Here is a 12,497-nt window from a genome sequence, read left to right as displayed (position 1 = left end):
CAATGAATGAGCTGTTTGTCCCGAACGCCCTGCTGCCCACCGGCTGGGCGCGCAATGTACTGCTGCAATGGGATGAGGCTGGGCGCCTTTGCACCGTCGCACCGGATGCCGTTGTGCCACAGGGCACTCCCGTGGCCCCAGGGCCTGTGCTGCCTGGTATGCCCAATCTGCATTCGCACGCCTTCCAGCGCGCGTTTGCGGGCCTCACCGAGTACAGGGGGGAAAGCCAGGACAGCTTCTGGAGCTGGCGCAACCTGATGTACCGCTTTGCCGCACGCATCACGCCGGAGTCTCTGGAGGCCATCGCCACCTGGCTGTATGTGGAGATGCTGGAGGCTGGCTACACGTCGGTGTGCGAGTTCCATTACGTGCACCACGACCAGGATGGCACACCGTATGCCGACGATGCCACGCTGTCGCAGGCATTGCTGCGCGCAGCGCGCAACGCGGGCATGGGCATCACGCTGCTGCCGGTGCTGTACCAGACCAGCGGGTTTGGCGCCAAGCCGCCGCGTGCAGACCAGGCCCGGTTCATCCGCAGCACGGACAACATGCTCTCATTATTGGAGCGGCTCACGCCCGCTGCACAGGCGCAAGGGGCTGTTTTGGGTCTTGCACCGCACTCGCTGCGTGCAGTGCCGCCCGACAGCCTGGCCGCTGCGGTGCAGGGCCTCACGGCGCTCAACCCCGAGGCCCCTATCCACATCCACATTGCTGAGCAGACGCAGGAGGTGGATGACTGCATTGCCTGGAGCGGCCAGCGCCCTGTGCAGTGGCTGCTGGAGCACGCGCCGGTGAATGAGCGCTGGTGCCTGGTGCATGCCACGCACATGACGCCGCTGGAATACGCCGATGCTGCCCGCACGGGTGCCGTGGCTGGCATCTGCCCCACCACGGAAGCCAACCTGGGCGACGGCATCTTCGACATGCCGCTGTGGCTGCAGCACGGCGGCCGTTGGGGCGTGGGCTCTGACAGCCATGCCTGCGTGAACGCGGCCGAGGAACTGCTGATGCTCGAATACGGCCAGCGCCTGTCGCTGCGCCAGCGCAATGTGCTTGCCAATGCAGCGCAGCCCGAGGTTGCGACGGCCATGACTTTGCAGGCCGTTGCTGGCGGGTCGCAGGCCGCAGGGCGCGCCATTGGCGGCATCGCAGTGGGGCAGCAGGCCGACCTGGTGGCGCTCGATGCGCAGCATGTGGCGCTGCGCGATCTGCCCGCGCACAGCATGCTGTCGGCCCATGTGTTTGGCAGCCACCGCACCTCCGCCATTGACAGTGTGTGGGTGGCGGGCCAGCGGCGCATCGCTGCTGGCCGGCACGCACTGCACGGTGATGCTGCCCATGCGTTTGTGACCGCGCGTTCCGCCACCATCGCGCCAGATTGAACCCATACTTTTGGATTTGTGATGACTGATACCTCTCCACCACCTTTTGTTCTCTACCCGGGCACCGCACCGCTGCTGGTGTCCATGCCCCACGCGGGTACCTACGTGCCCCCGGCGCTGGCGGCGCGCTTTACCGACGAGGCCCGCCAGGTGCCCGACACCGACTGGCATATGGAGCGACTGTATGCGTTTGCCAAAGGCCTGGGGGCTTCCATCCTCGTAGCCACGCATTCGCGGTATGTGGTCGATCTGAACCGCCCGCCCGACGGCACCAGCCTGTACCCCGGCCAGAGCGTCACCTGCCTGTGCCCGGTCGATACCTTTGATGACACGCCCATCTACGCCCAAGGGGATGTGCCGGATGATGCTGAGGTGGCGGCGCGGCGCGATGCGGTGTGGGTGCCATACCATGCACAACTGCGTGCCGAGCTGGACCGCATCAGGGCCCGGCATGGCGTGGCGGTGCTATGGGATGCGCATTCCATCCGCTCGGTACTGCCACGCTTTTTTGAGGGCAAGCTGCCCGACCTGAACCTGGGCACGGCCAATGGCGAAAGCTGCAACCCCGCCCTGGCGCAAGAACTGCTGTCGATTGCACAACAAGCCACTGGCTACACCGCCGTACTCAACGGCCGTTTCAAGGGCGGTCACATCACACGCCACTACGGCCAGCCAGAGCAAGGCGTGCATGCCATCCAGCTGGAAATGACACAGTGCAGCTACATGCAGGAGGCCTTGCCATTTGACTATCTGCCGGAGGTTGCGGCGCGCGTCCAGCCCCATCTGCAGCGCATGTTGACTGCGGCGCTGGCCTTCGCCACGTCAGCATCAAAGGCTTGAGCTTGCTCAAGCTTGTGAGCTAACCCTCTCACTGTTGATGGGGGTTCGGTGCTACCATGGTTCAGCGGTCGGCACCAGGCCGCTGAGGGGGTTCCCTGTTGACCCACTCAAGCGGAAGGAGCCGCACCCCATGGATCCAACCGCCTATTACTACATGCCCCATTTCAAGCCTGGCGCTTCCGTCCAGTGGAAGCAGCAGCGCGAAACGGTCAGCCATGTGGTCATCCGCCGCAATGCGCTGATGATCTACTTGGTGGGCAATGACACTGCGGTGCACCCCGACACCCTGCAACTGGCCCCCACCGCGTTTCAGCTGACGCGTGTCCCGGACCGGATCTGACGGGCTGGTGCACAGGGCAGGGTGCTTACCACCCTTTGCCTGTCGCAAGGCTGCGGTCGCTCAGACCGCCCCGCGCTGTGCCATGGCCTCGCCCAGCTGAATCGCCCGCATCGGAGCCCACTGCGGGTTGAATTGCAATGTCCCCCGGGGAAACAACATCACCACCGTGGAGCCGAGCAGGAAGCGGCCCATTTCTTCACCCTGCTGCAGGCTGACCTGGCCTTTGGCGTAGTCCCACTGCCGCAGCGTGCCCGTGCGTGGCGGGTTGACCTGCCCGTGCCACACGGTGGCCATGCTGCCCACGATGGTGGCGCCCACCAGCACCAGCACAAAGGGCCCCTGGGCCGACTCAAAAAAGCACACCACGCGTTCATTGCGCGCGAACAGGCCGGGCACACCTCGTGCCGTGGTCGGGTTCACCGAAAACAGATCGCCCGGCACATGCACCATGCGCGTCAGCTCGCCCGCGCAGGGCATGTGGATGCGGTGGTAGTCGCGCGGGCTCAGGTACAGCGTGGCGAAGTGGCCGTTGTCAAAACGGGCTGCTGCTTCCGCATCGCCGCCCACCAAGGCGGTTGTGGAGTAGGTGTGCCCCTTGGCCTGGAAAATCTGGTCCTTCGCGATGGGGCCAAACTGGCTGATGGCGCCATCCACGGGGCAGATCAGGTCTGCCGCCGCCAGCGGGCGGGCCCCGGGTTTCAACGCACGCGTGAAGAAGTCGTTGAACGATGCGTAGCTGGTGATGTCGGGGTTGGCGGCCTCGGCCATGTTGACGTTATAGCGGGCCACAAAGCGGCGGATCACCGAGGTGGTCAGTCCGCCCAACTGGGCCGACGCAAATTTGCCAGCCAGGGTGGTCAGTGCCTGCTTGGGCAGGAGGTATTGCGGCAGAACTGCCAGGCGATCGGACACGGGCGAACCCCTCGAAGACGAAAGCGAACGATTCTATCGGCGGGGCGCCATCGACCGCATGCTCATACCCCGAGGTACTGGTCCAGCAACTGCGGCTGCGCGTGCAGTGCGTCCGAACTGCCCTCGAACACCACCTGGCCCTTGACCAGGATGATGTTGCGGTCGGTGATCTGCGTGACGTGTTTCCAGTTCTTGTCCACGATGACGCTGCTGATGCCGCTGTCCTTGATCAGGCTGCAGATGCGCCAGATCTCGCGGGCGATCAGCGGGGCCAGGCCTTCGGTGGCCTCGTCGAGGATGAGTACGTCGGGGTTGGTCATCAGCGCGCGGCCAATGGTCAGCATCTGCTGCTCGCCACCGCTGAGCTGCTGGCCGCCGTGGCCGAGGCGCTCCTGCAGGCGCGGGAAGGTCTCCAGCACACGCTCGTAGGTCCAATCGCGCTGGCCGCGTGTGCCGGCGCGCGCGGCCATCTGCAGGTTCTCGACCACGCTCAGGTTGCCAAAAATGCCACGGCCTTCCGGCACGTAAGCGATTCCCAGGCGCGCCACCTCGTAGGGTGGCTTGCCCGTCATATCGCGGCCCGCCACGGCCACGCTGCCAGAGCGGGGCTTGACCAGGCCCATCAGGGACTTGAGCAGGGTGCTCTTGCCCATGCCGTTGCGGCCCATGAGGCCGATGGTCTCGCCCTGGCCCACGGTGAAATCAATGCCGTGCAGGATGTGACTGCTGCCGTAGAAGGTGTGGATGCCCTTGGCATCGATCCATGGAGTGGTCATCTCAGTGGTCCTCTCCGAGGTAGGCCGCCTGCACGGTGGCATCGGCGCGCACCTCGGGCGGTGTGCCATGCGCAATCACCTCGCCGTTGACCATCACCGTGAGACGGTCAGCCAGCGCAAACACGGCATCCATATCGTGCTCCACCAGCATGATGGCGTGGGCGGGCTTGAGGCGCTGCAGCAGCTCGACCATGCGTTCCGCTTCGGCCACGCCCATGCCCGCCAGGGGCTCGTCGAGCAGCAGCACCTGGGGCTCCGTGGCCAGGGTCATGGCGATCTCCAGCTGGCGCTGCTCGCCGTGGCTCATGGCACCGGCAATCGCCATGCGCCGGTCTTTCAAGCCAGAAAGCTCGATAGCGCTTTCCAGGCGTGCGTTGGTAGCGCTGTTTTTGATAGTGTTTGCACGTGTGTCCTGCCACCAGCGCAGCGGGTTCCAGGGCTGCTGCGCATCGCGCGACTGCGCGGCCAGGCGCACGTTTTCATGCACTGTGAGCGGCAAAAAGATGTTGGTTTTTTGGTAGCTGCGCCCCAGGCCCTGGCGCGAGATGCGTTCGGGCGCCCAGCCGGTCACATCGGTGCTGCCAAGTTGCACTTGGCCCGCGCTCGGCGGAAGGTCGCCCGAGAGCAGGTTGGTCAGTGTGGACTTGCCCGCGCCGTTGGGGCCGATCACGGCATGGATCTGACCACGCCACAGGTCCAACGATACGCCGTTGACAGCGGCCAGGCCTCCGAAGCGTTTGGTGAGCTGGCGGGCCGAGAGCAGGGCGTCAGCCATGGTGTGGATCCTCCTGCGCCTTGGTGGCCCGGCGCTGCCCCAGCATGCCCAGCAACCCGCGCGGTGCTGCCACCACCACCAGCACGATGAAGCTGCCCATCAGCAGTTGCCAGTGTTTGGTGATGTCCTTGAACACATGCAGCAGGTACTCGAACGCGAACGCTCCCACGATGGCTCCCGCAAAATTGCCCATACCGCCAAGGATGATCATCATGATGGCGTGCGCGCTCATGTGAAAGCCCATCAGCTCAGGGTTTACGTAGCCCGTCTGTGCGCCCCACAGGTAGCCCGCCAGGCCTGCCAGCGCACCCGCCACGGTGAACGCGGTGAGTTTGTAGCCGCGCGTGCCGAAACCCATGGCGCGCATGCGGTGCTCGTTGATGCGGATGCCCGAAAGTGCGCGGCCCAGTGGGCTCCAGAGCAGGCGGCGCAGCAGTACATAGACGATGACCACCAGCGCCAGCGTGAAGTAGTAGAAGGTCTTGCGGCCTTCGAGGTCAAAAGGCAGCCAGCCAAAGATGGAGGCGTCGGGCCGGAAATTGATGTACAGCCCGTCCGAGCCGCCCAGCACCTTGTTGTCGAAGAACAGGTAGAACACCATCTGCGCGAACGCCATCGTGACCATGATGAAGTAGATGCCGTGGGTGCGGACCACAAAGAAGCCGATGACCAGCGCCACCAGCCCGGCACCCGCCACCGCCAGGGGCAGCGACCACCAGAGGCTCACCGGCGTATCGGCGGGTGTGAGAAAGGCGAGGGCATAGCCCGCCACCCCAAAGTAGGCGGCGTGGCCCAGCGACACCAGGCCAGTCACGCCCTGCAGCAGATCCAGGCTCATTGCGAAGATGGCCATGATCATCATGCGTGTGACCATCTGCACGTAGAAATCACTGCCGACGACCGGGAACAGCAGCAGCGCAGCCAGCCCCAGTGCCAGCGCGAATTGCACGCTGCGCGGCAACACTTCGATATGGGCGCGGGGGGTGCTCATAGGGGGGCGCCGGGCTGTGAAGCGTGTATGGCGTGGGAAGAGCGCGAAGTGACAGTGGCAAGCATCGGGGTCATCATTGTTTGAACAGGCCTTCGGGTTTCCACAGCAGCACGGCCGCCATCAGCATGTAGACCAGCATCCCGGCCATCGACGGCAGCAACACCTTGCCAAAGGTGTCCACCAGCCCCACAAGCAGGGCCGAGATCAGGGCGCCACGCACGGAACCTATGCCGCCGATCACCACCACCACAAAACACATGATGAGAACGGACGAGCCCATGTTGGGATAAACGCTGGATACCGGCGCGGCCACCATGCCCGCAACGGCCGCCAGGCCCACGCCCAGCGCAAAGACGATGGCGTGGATCAGCTTGATGTTCACCCCCAGCGATTCAGCCATGTCGCGGTTGAAGGCGCCCGCGCGGATCTTCATGCCCAGCCGCGTTTTGGAGATCAGCAGGTACAGGCCCAGCGCCAGCGCCATGCAGACGCCGGAGATGAACAGCCGGTAGACCGGGTAGGAAAGGGTGTCGGTGAGCGGAATGGACCAGTCCAGCATCGCTGGAATCGGGACGCCGTGCACGTCGTCCCCCCAGAGGATGGAGCGCAGTTCCTCAAAGATGTAGATGAGGCCGAAGGTCAGCAGCACCTGGTCCAGGTGGTCGCGGTGGTAGAAGTGGCGAAACAGCAGCCACTCCAGCGCCAGGCCAAACAACACGGCCAGCCCGGCGCCCCCCAGGATGGCCAGCGTGAGGCTGCCAAAGTGGCCCGACAGCGAATAGCCGAGATATGCCCCCAGCATGTAAAAGCTGCCGTGCGCCAGATTCACCACCCCCATGATTCCGAAAATCAGCGTGAGGCCGGCGGCCAGCATGAACAGCAGCAGCCCGTACTGCACGCTGTTGAGCAACTGGATCAGGAAAGTGGCGAAGTCCATGGTGGGCAAACAGACAGGGGATCAGGTAGCGCGGCGTGTCGCCAGCAAAAGGGTGCCCATCAACGTGAACAGGCCGCCCGAAATGCGGTTGAACCAGCGCATGCGTGCGCCAGAGCGCAAAACGGGTGCCAGCCGTGCTACACCCAGTGCACACAGCGTGAGAACCGTGAATTCAAAAGCCACAAAGGTGCTTGCCAGCACGGCAAACTGCGGTGCCCATGCGGCGGTCGGGTCCAGAAACTGGGGGAAGAACGCCGTGAAGAACAGCAGGGCCTTAGGGTTGCTGCCGCCCACGATCAGACCCTGGATGTAGAGCTTGCGCGCAGGCACCACGGCCTTGGTCTGCGTGCCGTTGGCGGGCATCTCGTCGAACACCGTGGTCTGGCTGCGAAACGTCTTGATGCCAAGCCAGATCAGATACGCCGCGCCGGCAGCCTTGAGCACCCAGAAGGCGGTTTCCGATGCCGCCAGCAATGCGCCAAGGCCCAGGGCTGAAAGCAACATGGTGCCCAGCACTGCCGTCACGCTGCCTGCAGCAGCGGCGAGGGCCTTGCGCGGGCCGTGCTGCAGAGAATTGGTCATGCACATGAGCATCGTCGGGCCGGGCGAAAGAACCAGCAGGGCCACTGCGGCAAGGTAGAGCAGGTAGGTACTGAGCGACATAGGATTGGGTGGAAGGCAAGGTGGCCGCAAAGTCCGGGCGCACAGCAGACAGGCCTGCCATGGCGGCAGTCCATCAATGCATTGTGTCAAAGCTGCGGGGCGGACCGGACCCGAAGTCCAGCACGCGCCGTGCCCCGGGCAGTGGGGTGAGCGCGTCAGCCCATGCGGCAGCCGGCACCGCTGTCGGCCAGGGCCTTGGCGGCAATGCCAATCACCTTGTTTTCCTTGTTCTCGACGCGGCGCAGGTAGATGTCCTGCACGGGGTTGTGTGCCTTGCTCATCGTCCACTTGCCGCGCGGGCTGTCGATGGTGGCGCTTTCCATCGCCTTGATGATGGCAGCCTTGGCGGACAGGTCGCCCTTGACGGCGTTGGCGCCCTGCACCAGCAGAAGGCCGGTGTCGTAGCCCTGTACCGCGTACACATCGGGCTGGCTGCGGAAGGCCTTGGCGTATTCCAGGCGGAATTGCTTGTTGCGCGGTGTGTCCAGCGAGTCGCTGTAGTGCATGGTCGTGATGATGCCTTCGGCAGCGGGGCCGGCAGCGTCCAGCACGCCTTCGGTGAGGAAGCCCGAGCCGTACAGCGGAATCTTGTCCTTGAGGCCTGCGGCCGCATAGTCCTTGATGAACTTGGCAGCACCGCCGCCCGCGAAGAAGCAGGCCACGGCGTCGGGCTTGAGAGCGGCGATTTCGGTCAGCAGCGCCTGGAATTCCACGTTGGGGAAGGGCAGACCCAGTTCCTTCACGATGGTGCCGCCGGCTGCAGTGTAGCTTTGCTTGAAGCCTTCAAAGGCTTCGTCCCCTGCCGCGTATTTCCAGGTGATCCACACAGCCTTCTTGTGGCCCTTTTCGACCATGGCTTTGCCCAGGGCCAGCGTGGGCTGGGAATTGCTGAACGAAGTACGGAAAACGTTGGGGGCACACAGTGCGCGCGTGGCGGCATGCACGCCGGCGTTGGGAATCAGGTTGAGAACCCCCGTATCGCGCGCCACCTTCTGAATGCCCATCTGCACACCTGAATGCACGGTGCCAATCAGCACATCCACCTTGTCGCGCTGCACCAGCTTGCTCGCGTTCTCGACACCCTTGCTGGGCTCGGACTCGTCGTCCACCTTGAACCATTCGATCTCGCGACCGCCGAGCTTGCCACCCTGCTGGTCTATGGCCAGGCGCACGCCGTTTTCGATGGCGACCCCCAGTTGTGCAAAGGTACCGGTGTAGGGCAGCATGAAGCCCACGCGCACCTTGCCGCTTTGCGCACGCACGATGGAGGGCAGCAACAGCCCTGTAGATGCGGCGCCCACGAGGGCGGCGCTACGGCTGATGACGAGGCGGCGGGTGGTCATTGGACTTGTCTCCTTTGTTTAGGCTTAAAGTAATTTACTGCAAGCATTCGGTGGTGAATACCTATGGGTTACCCGTACCGTTGGGCAAGGGGCTCCCGCATTGCGAGGTGCCCGAGGACTGCAACCGGGCCCGGCGGCAGAGGCTCGCCGATGATGGGTTTACCAAGGGCTGCTTGACGGACATAGAACCAAGTTCATGAATTAAAGTGCAGTTTTGTGCTTTTTGTGCAGTATAGATCGTGTGATTTTTGCTGTGGGCAGCTATTTGAGCCTCCGGTATCAGTAGTTTCGAGCATAGGCACGGTTCTGAAAGCCCTGACGGGTTGTTTGGCCGCGAGTGTGGGGGCTCTCTGGATGGGAGTGCTTCAATGCCCTGCAAAATGGAGGCATGGGTAACTCTGGAGGCCGGTGTTGCCTGCTCTTGAAGGGGCTGCGCCCCGTCTCGCCGGAAGGCGGGCAAACCGCATGTTTCCGATTGCTTCATGCCCCTTTCATCAGCCCCATCTTCATCGTCCACTTCCCAATCCATGCGGGTGCGTCTAGCCCGGTGGTTGCGCCATTTCTGGCCCGCACCGTTAGGTATCGACGGACGCGAAAGGCTTCGCTTCATTGTGGGCGCCGTGATCGGTGTACTGCTGACGGGATTGCTCAGCCGCTGGTGGGCAGGGGGAAGCAGCGCAGGTCCCTGGATGGTGGCATCGCTGGGGGCGAGTGCGGTCCTGGTGTTTGGCATGCCGTCCAGTCCACTGGCCCAGCCCTGGCCGGTCCTGGGAGGAAGTACTTTGTCTGCGCTGGTGGGCGCAGTTTGCTCCGCGTTCATCCCGGACCCGGCACTTGCAGGGGCGGTTGCGGTGGGGTTGGCTATTGCGCTGATGGTGCCCCTGCGTTGCCTGCATCCACCGGGCGGAGCAATGGCGCTGTATGTCGTGCTGACCGCGGGGGACGGGTGGCATCTGGCCGCATTTCCCATCCTGTTCAATGTGATCGTTCTCTTGGTCTCGGCCGTGGTCTACAACGGCCTGACAGGGCGCCGGTACCCCCATCCTCAGCGGATGGCGGCCCGAACCGATATTGCTCAGGGCGCTTTTACCGCCTCGGATGTGGATGCAGCGTTGGCACACTACAACCAGGTGCTGGACGTGAGCCGTGCCGATCTGGAAGGGCTGTTGCACTTGGCGGGCCGTGCAGCCTTCCAGCGGACGCTGGGGGAGGTTCGCTGTTCGGACATCATGTCAAGGCCACCGTTTGCGGTGGAGGCGGGGATTTCCCTTAAAGACGCCTGGGCGTTGATGCGTGCCCAGCAGATCAAGGCGCTGCCCGTGGTGGATGCTCAACGCCTGGTGGTAGGTATCGTGACGGTGGCGGACTTCATGCGGCTGGCCAACCTGGATATGCATGAAGGTTTGGGGCAGCGTTTACGGATGCTGGTCATGGGGCGTACGGGGCAGCCCCAGAATGTGGGCGAAATCATGTCGCACCCGGTCCAGGTGGCCCACGTGGGGCAGCACGCCATGGATCTCGTCCCTCTGTTTTCCCAGGGCGGGCACCACCATATTCCCATTGTGGAGAGCGAGGGCCGTCTGGTAGGGGTGATCACACAGACGGACCTTGTGCGGACGTTGGCAGCAGCTGTGCAAGGGCGCGACGAGGGAGGCTCTGCGGGTGCCACCTCGGTGCGCGGGCGTGCGCCGACCGAAGAGCAAGCTGCCCCATAGTCAAGACGCGGTACATCGCGGTACAATTGACAGGCTTTGCACAGTGCTTATGCCTGTCCATTGAAGCCGTCTCCCCCGGCCCTCTGCCTGATCTGCGCCCCGGGTGCAGCGACTCCCACCGCCCGCAATGCACCGTGTGTCGAGCACCGACCACGCCGTAGCTGCCGTGGTGGATGCACAAGCGTCAGGTGCCGATCACAGAATATTTGTTTTGAAAAGATAGAACATGGCCAAAGAAGAACTCATTGAAATGCAAGGCTCCGTGACGGAAGTCCTTCCCGACTCGCGCTTTCGCGTGACGCTGGACAACGGTCACCAACTGATCGCCTACACGGGCGGCAAGATGCGCAAGCACCACATCCGCATTCTGGCGGGTGACAAGGTGTCGCTGGAAATGTCGCCCTACGATTTGTCCAAAGGACGCATCACGTTCCGCCATCTGGCCGGTCGCGGTCCCGGCCCTTCGGGCAATCGTTGATATTCGGCCCCGGGGAGACACGGACTGGCGCTTGCTTGTTCCGGCTCTTGGGGCAAACGGTTTCTTGTGTTCCTTCATCTGCGCACTGTTTCTCCCAGAGGCGGTGCTTTCCAGGTTCAGGTCTTCGCACCGTGCTTTTAAAAAAATAACAAAAAGCACGCGTTGAACCAAAAACAGGGAAATTGCCGGGTTAGAATACGAGCTGTCGGAGCGTAGCGCAGCCTGGTAGCGCATCTGCTTTGGGAGCAGAGGGTCGCGAGTTCGAATCCCGCCGCTCCGACCAATGTTTGAAGGCCTTGCAGCACATGCTGCAAGGCCTTTTTTCTTGCCCGCATTCTTTTTGCTTGTTGGAATGTATGGTTCGACCCGCGTGGCAAGACGGAGTTGGATTTGCGTACCATCGGGCCCTTAGGGCGGGCAAGTATCCGCATCGACACCTTCCGCTGGTATTGCCATGAACCGTGCGCTTCCCTTGCCGCTTGCCCCGTTCTCCTCGCTCCAGCCGTCACCACGTTATGACAGCGTAGATGCATTGCGCGGCCTGGCAATGGTGTGGATGACGGTCTTCCACTTTTGCTTTGACCTGAGCCATCTGGGCTTCTGGCCGCAGAATTTCCGCGCCGACCCATTCTGGACCTCGCAGCGGACGGTGATCGTGAGCTTGTTCCTGTTCTGCGCCGGGCTGGGGCAGGCCATTGCGCTGCACCAAGGGCAGGGGTGGGCTCGGTTTGGTCGGCGGTGGTTGCAGATCGCTGGCTGCGCGCTGCTGGTGTCTGCGGGGTCGTTCGTGATGTTTCCCCACAGCTTCATCCATTTTGGCGTGCTGCATGGCATGGCCGTAATGCTGCTCATTGCCCGGTGTACCGCAGGGTGGGGGCGGTGGTTGTGGCTTGCCGGGTTGGTGGCTGTGGCGTTGCCATCGGTAGCGCACCAGCTTTTGGCGGGTGCCTGGGCTGACGCTGCGCCCTGGTTCAATGGGCGCGCGCTCAACTGGCTGGGGCTGGTGTCGCGCAAGCCTTTTACCGAAGACTACGTACCCGTGCTGCCGTGGTTGGGGGTGTTGTGGTGGGGCCTGGCTGCCGGCCAATGGGCCATGGCTGCGGGTCGGGGCCGCTGGCTGGGGTGGCAGCTTCCGCAAGGCTTGCAGCCGCTGGCAGTGCTGGGGCGGTGGAGCCTGAGCTACTACATGGTGCACCAGCCGGTCATGATTGGGCTGCTGATGGCGGTAGCCTGGATATCGAGGGGTTAGTGGGCCGGGGACCGCTCTGGGGTCTGCACCCATAGGCCCCGCTGCCGCTCCGGTCACCGTGGGGCGCTTTTCCACCCTCCCATAAAAAAACGC

The 12,497-nt window shown here is 63.4% G+C and carries 13 protein-coding genes and 1 tRNA gene; 7 read left to right on the top strand and 7 right to left on the bottom strand.

Features of this window, described 5'->3' with window-relative positions; genetic code table 11:
* The first annotated feature begins 2 nt into the window (after positions 1-2).
* The 3 genes from KW832_RS10915 (at position 3) to KW832_RS10905 (ending at position 2,565) form a co-directional block, all read left to right on the top strand.
* Complete coding sequence (locus KW832_RS10915; protein WP_218299904.1) at positions 3-1,385, top strand: formimidoylglutamate deiminase; 1,383 nt, start codon at positions 3-5, stop codon at positions 1,383-1,385.
* A 21-nt stretch (positions 1,386-1,406) separates the two neighbouring features.
* On the top strand, positions 1,407-2,225 hold the full coding sequence (hutG, locus tag KW832_RS10910) for an N-formylglutamate deformylase (RefSeq protein ID WP_218299903.1): 819 nt from the start codon (positions 1,407-1,409) through the stop codon (positions 2,223-2,225).
* Positions 2,226-2,355: 130 nt separating this feature from the next.
* Entirely contained in the window at positions 2,356-2,565 is a 210-nt protein-coding gene (locus KW832_RS10905; protein WP_055394068.1) for a hypothetical protein, read from the top strand.
* Positions 2,566-2,625: 60 nt separating this feature from the next.
* Here the strand turns inward: KW832_RS10905 and asd are convergent, their stop codons facing one another.
* The 7 genes from asd to KW832_RS10870 all read right to left on the bottom strand — a co-directional run bounded on the left by asd (position 2,626) and on the right by KW832_RS10870 (position 8,962).
* Complete coding sequence (gene asd / locus KW832_RS10900) at positions 2,626-3,477, bottom strand: archaetidylserine decarboxylase (protein ID WP_218299902.1); 852 nt, start codon at positions 3,475-3,477, stop codon at positions 2,626-2,628.
* 62 nt (positions 3,478-3,539) lie between these two features.
* Positions 3,540-4,253: an ABC transporter ATP-binding protein gene (locus KW832_RS10895; RefSeq protein ID WP_218299901.1), complete on the bottom strand. Its 714-nt coding sequence runs from the start codon at positions 4,251-4,253 to the stop codon at positions 3,540-3,542.
* 1 nt (position 4,254) lies between these two features.
* On the bottom strand, positions 4,255-5,028 hold the full coding sequence (locus KW832_RS10890; protein ID WP_055394062.1) for an ABC transporter ATP-binding protein: 774 nt from the start codon (positions 5,026-5,028) through the stop codon (positions 4,255-4,257).
* Positions 5,021-6,019 (bottom strand): branched-chain amino acid ABC transporter permease, encoded by a 999-nt coding sequence (locus KW832_RS10885; protein WP_218299900.1) that lies wholly within the window; start codon positions 6,017-6,019, stop codon positions 5,021-5,023. The genes KW832_RS10890 and KW832_RS10885 overlap by 8 nt, the downstream gene beginning before the upstream one ends.
* Before the next feature lie 73 nt (positions 6,020-6,092).
* On the bottom strand, positions 6,093-6,956 hold the full coding sequence (locus KW832_RS10880) for a branched-chain amino acid ABC transporter permease (RefSeq protein ID WP_055394231.1): 864 nt from the start codon (positions 6,954-6,956) through the stop codon (positions 6,093-6,095).
* Between the two features lie 21 nt (positions 6,957-6,977).
* On the bottom strand, positions 6,978-7,619 hold the full coding sequence (locus KW832_RS10875) for a LysE family translocator (RefSeq protein ID WP_121420384.1): 642 nt from the start codon (positions 7,617-7,619) through the stop codon (positions 6,978-6,980).
* A gap of 155 nt (positions 7,620-7,774) precedes the next feature.
* The gene (locus KW832_RS10870) at positions 7,775-8,962 is read right to left on the bottom strand and encodes an ABC transporter substrate-binding protein (RefSeq protein ID WP_055394056.1); all 1,188 of its coding nucleotides are present in this window, start codon (positions 8,960-8,962) and stop codon (positions 7,775-7,777) included.
* A gap of 689 nt (positions 8,963-9,651) precedes the next feature.
* Between KW832_RS10870 and KW832_RS10865 the strand changes: the two genes are divergently transcribed.
* The 4 genes from KW832_RS10865 to KW832_RS10850 all read left to right on the top strand — a co-directional run bounded on the left by KW832_RS10865 (position 9,652) and on the right by KW832_RS10850 (position 12,404).
* Positions 9,652-10,677 (top strand): HPP family protein, encoded by a 1,026-nt coding sequence (locus KW832_RS10865; protein WP_218300376.1) that lies wholly within the window; start codon positions 9,652-9,654, stop codon positions 10,675-10,677.
* Positions 10,678-10,903: 226 nt separating this feature from the next.
* Positions 10,904-11,155, top strand: coding sequence for a translation initiation factor IF-1 (gene infA / locus KW832_RS10860; RefSeq protein WP_010465645.1), 252 nt, complete (start codon positions 10,904-10,906; stop codon positions 11,153-11,155).
* A 206-nt stretch (positions 11,156-11,361) separates the two neighbouring features.
* Positions 11,362-11,438 (top strand) — tRNA-Pro (locus KW832_RS10855).
* 171 nt (positions 11,439-11,609) lie between these two features.
* On the top strand, positions 11,610-12,404 hold the full coding sequence (locus KW832_RS10850) for a DUF1624 domain-containing protein (protein ID WP_218299899.1): 795 nt from the start codon (positions 11,610-11,612) through the stop codon (positions 12,402-12,404).
* The last annotated feature ends 93 nt before the right edge of the window (positions 12,405-12,497 follow it).

Source organism: Acidovorax sp. sif0632 (assembly GCF_019218805.1).
In the GTDB taxonomy this organism is placed as follows: Bacteria; Pseudomonadota; Gammaproteobacteria; order Burkholderiales; family Burkholderiaceae_C; genus Acidovorax; species Acidovorax facilis.
Note: the sequence above shows the minus strand (reverse complement) of the source record. Positions and strands in the feature narration are given on the sequence as shown.

Coding starts and splice junctions, on each gene's coding strand:
- KW832_RS10895 (WP_218299901.1), bottom strand. CDS start 4,253: ATGACCACTCCATGGATCGATGCCAAGGGCATCCACACCTTCTACGGC.
- hutG (WP_218299903.1), top strand. CDS start 1,407: ATGACTGATACCTCTCCACCACCTTTTGTTCTCTACCCGGGCACCGCA.
- KW832_RS10915 (WP_218299904.1), top strand. CDS start 3: ATGAATGAGCTGTTTGTCCCGAACGCCCTGCTGCCCACCGGCTGGGCG.
- KW832_RS10865 (WP_218300376.1), top strand. CDS start 9,652: ATGGTGGCATCGCTGGGGGCGAGTGCGGTCCTGGTGTTTGGCATGCCG.
- KW832_RS10885 (WP_218299900.1), bottom strand. CDS start 6,019: ATGAGCACCCCCCGCGCCCATATCGAAGTGTTGCCGCGCAGCGTGCAA.
- KW832_RS10890 (WP_055394062.1), bottom strand. CDS start 5,028: ATGGCTGACGCCCTGCTCTCGGCCCGCCAGCTCACCAAACGCTTCGGA.
- KW832_RS10905 (WP_055394068.1), top strand. CDS start 2,356: ATGGATCCAACCGCCTATTACTACATGCCCCATTTCAAGCCTGGCGCT.
- KW832_RS10870 (WP_055394056.1), bottom strand. CDS start 8,962: ATGACCACCCGCCGCCTCGTCATCAGCCGTAGCGCCGCCCTCGTGGGC.
- KW832_RS10850 (WP_218299899.1), top strand. CDS start 11,610: ATGAACCGTGCGCTTCCCTTGCCGCTTGCCCCGTTCTCCTCGCTCCAG.
- KW832_RS10880 (WP_055394231.1), bottom strand. CDS start 6,956: ATGGACTTCGCCACTTTCCTGATCCAGTTGCTCAACAGCGTGCAGTAC.
- infA (WP_010465645.1), top strand. CDS start 10,904: ATGGCCAAAGAAGAACTCATTGAAATGCAAGGCTCCGTGACGGAAGTC.
- KW832_RS10875 (WP_121420384.1), bottom strand. CDS start 7,619: ATGTCGCTCAGTACCTACCTGCTCTACCTTGCCGCAGTGGCCCTGCTG.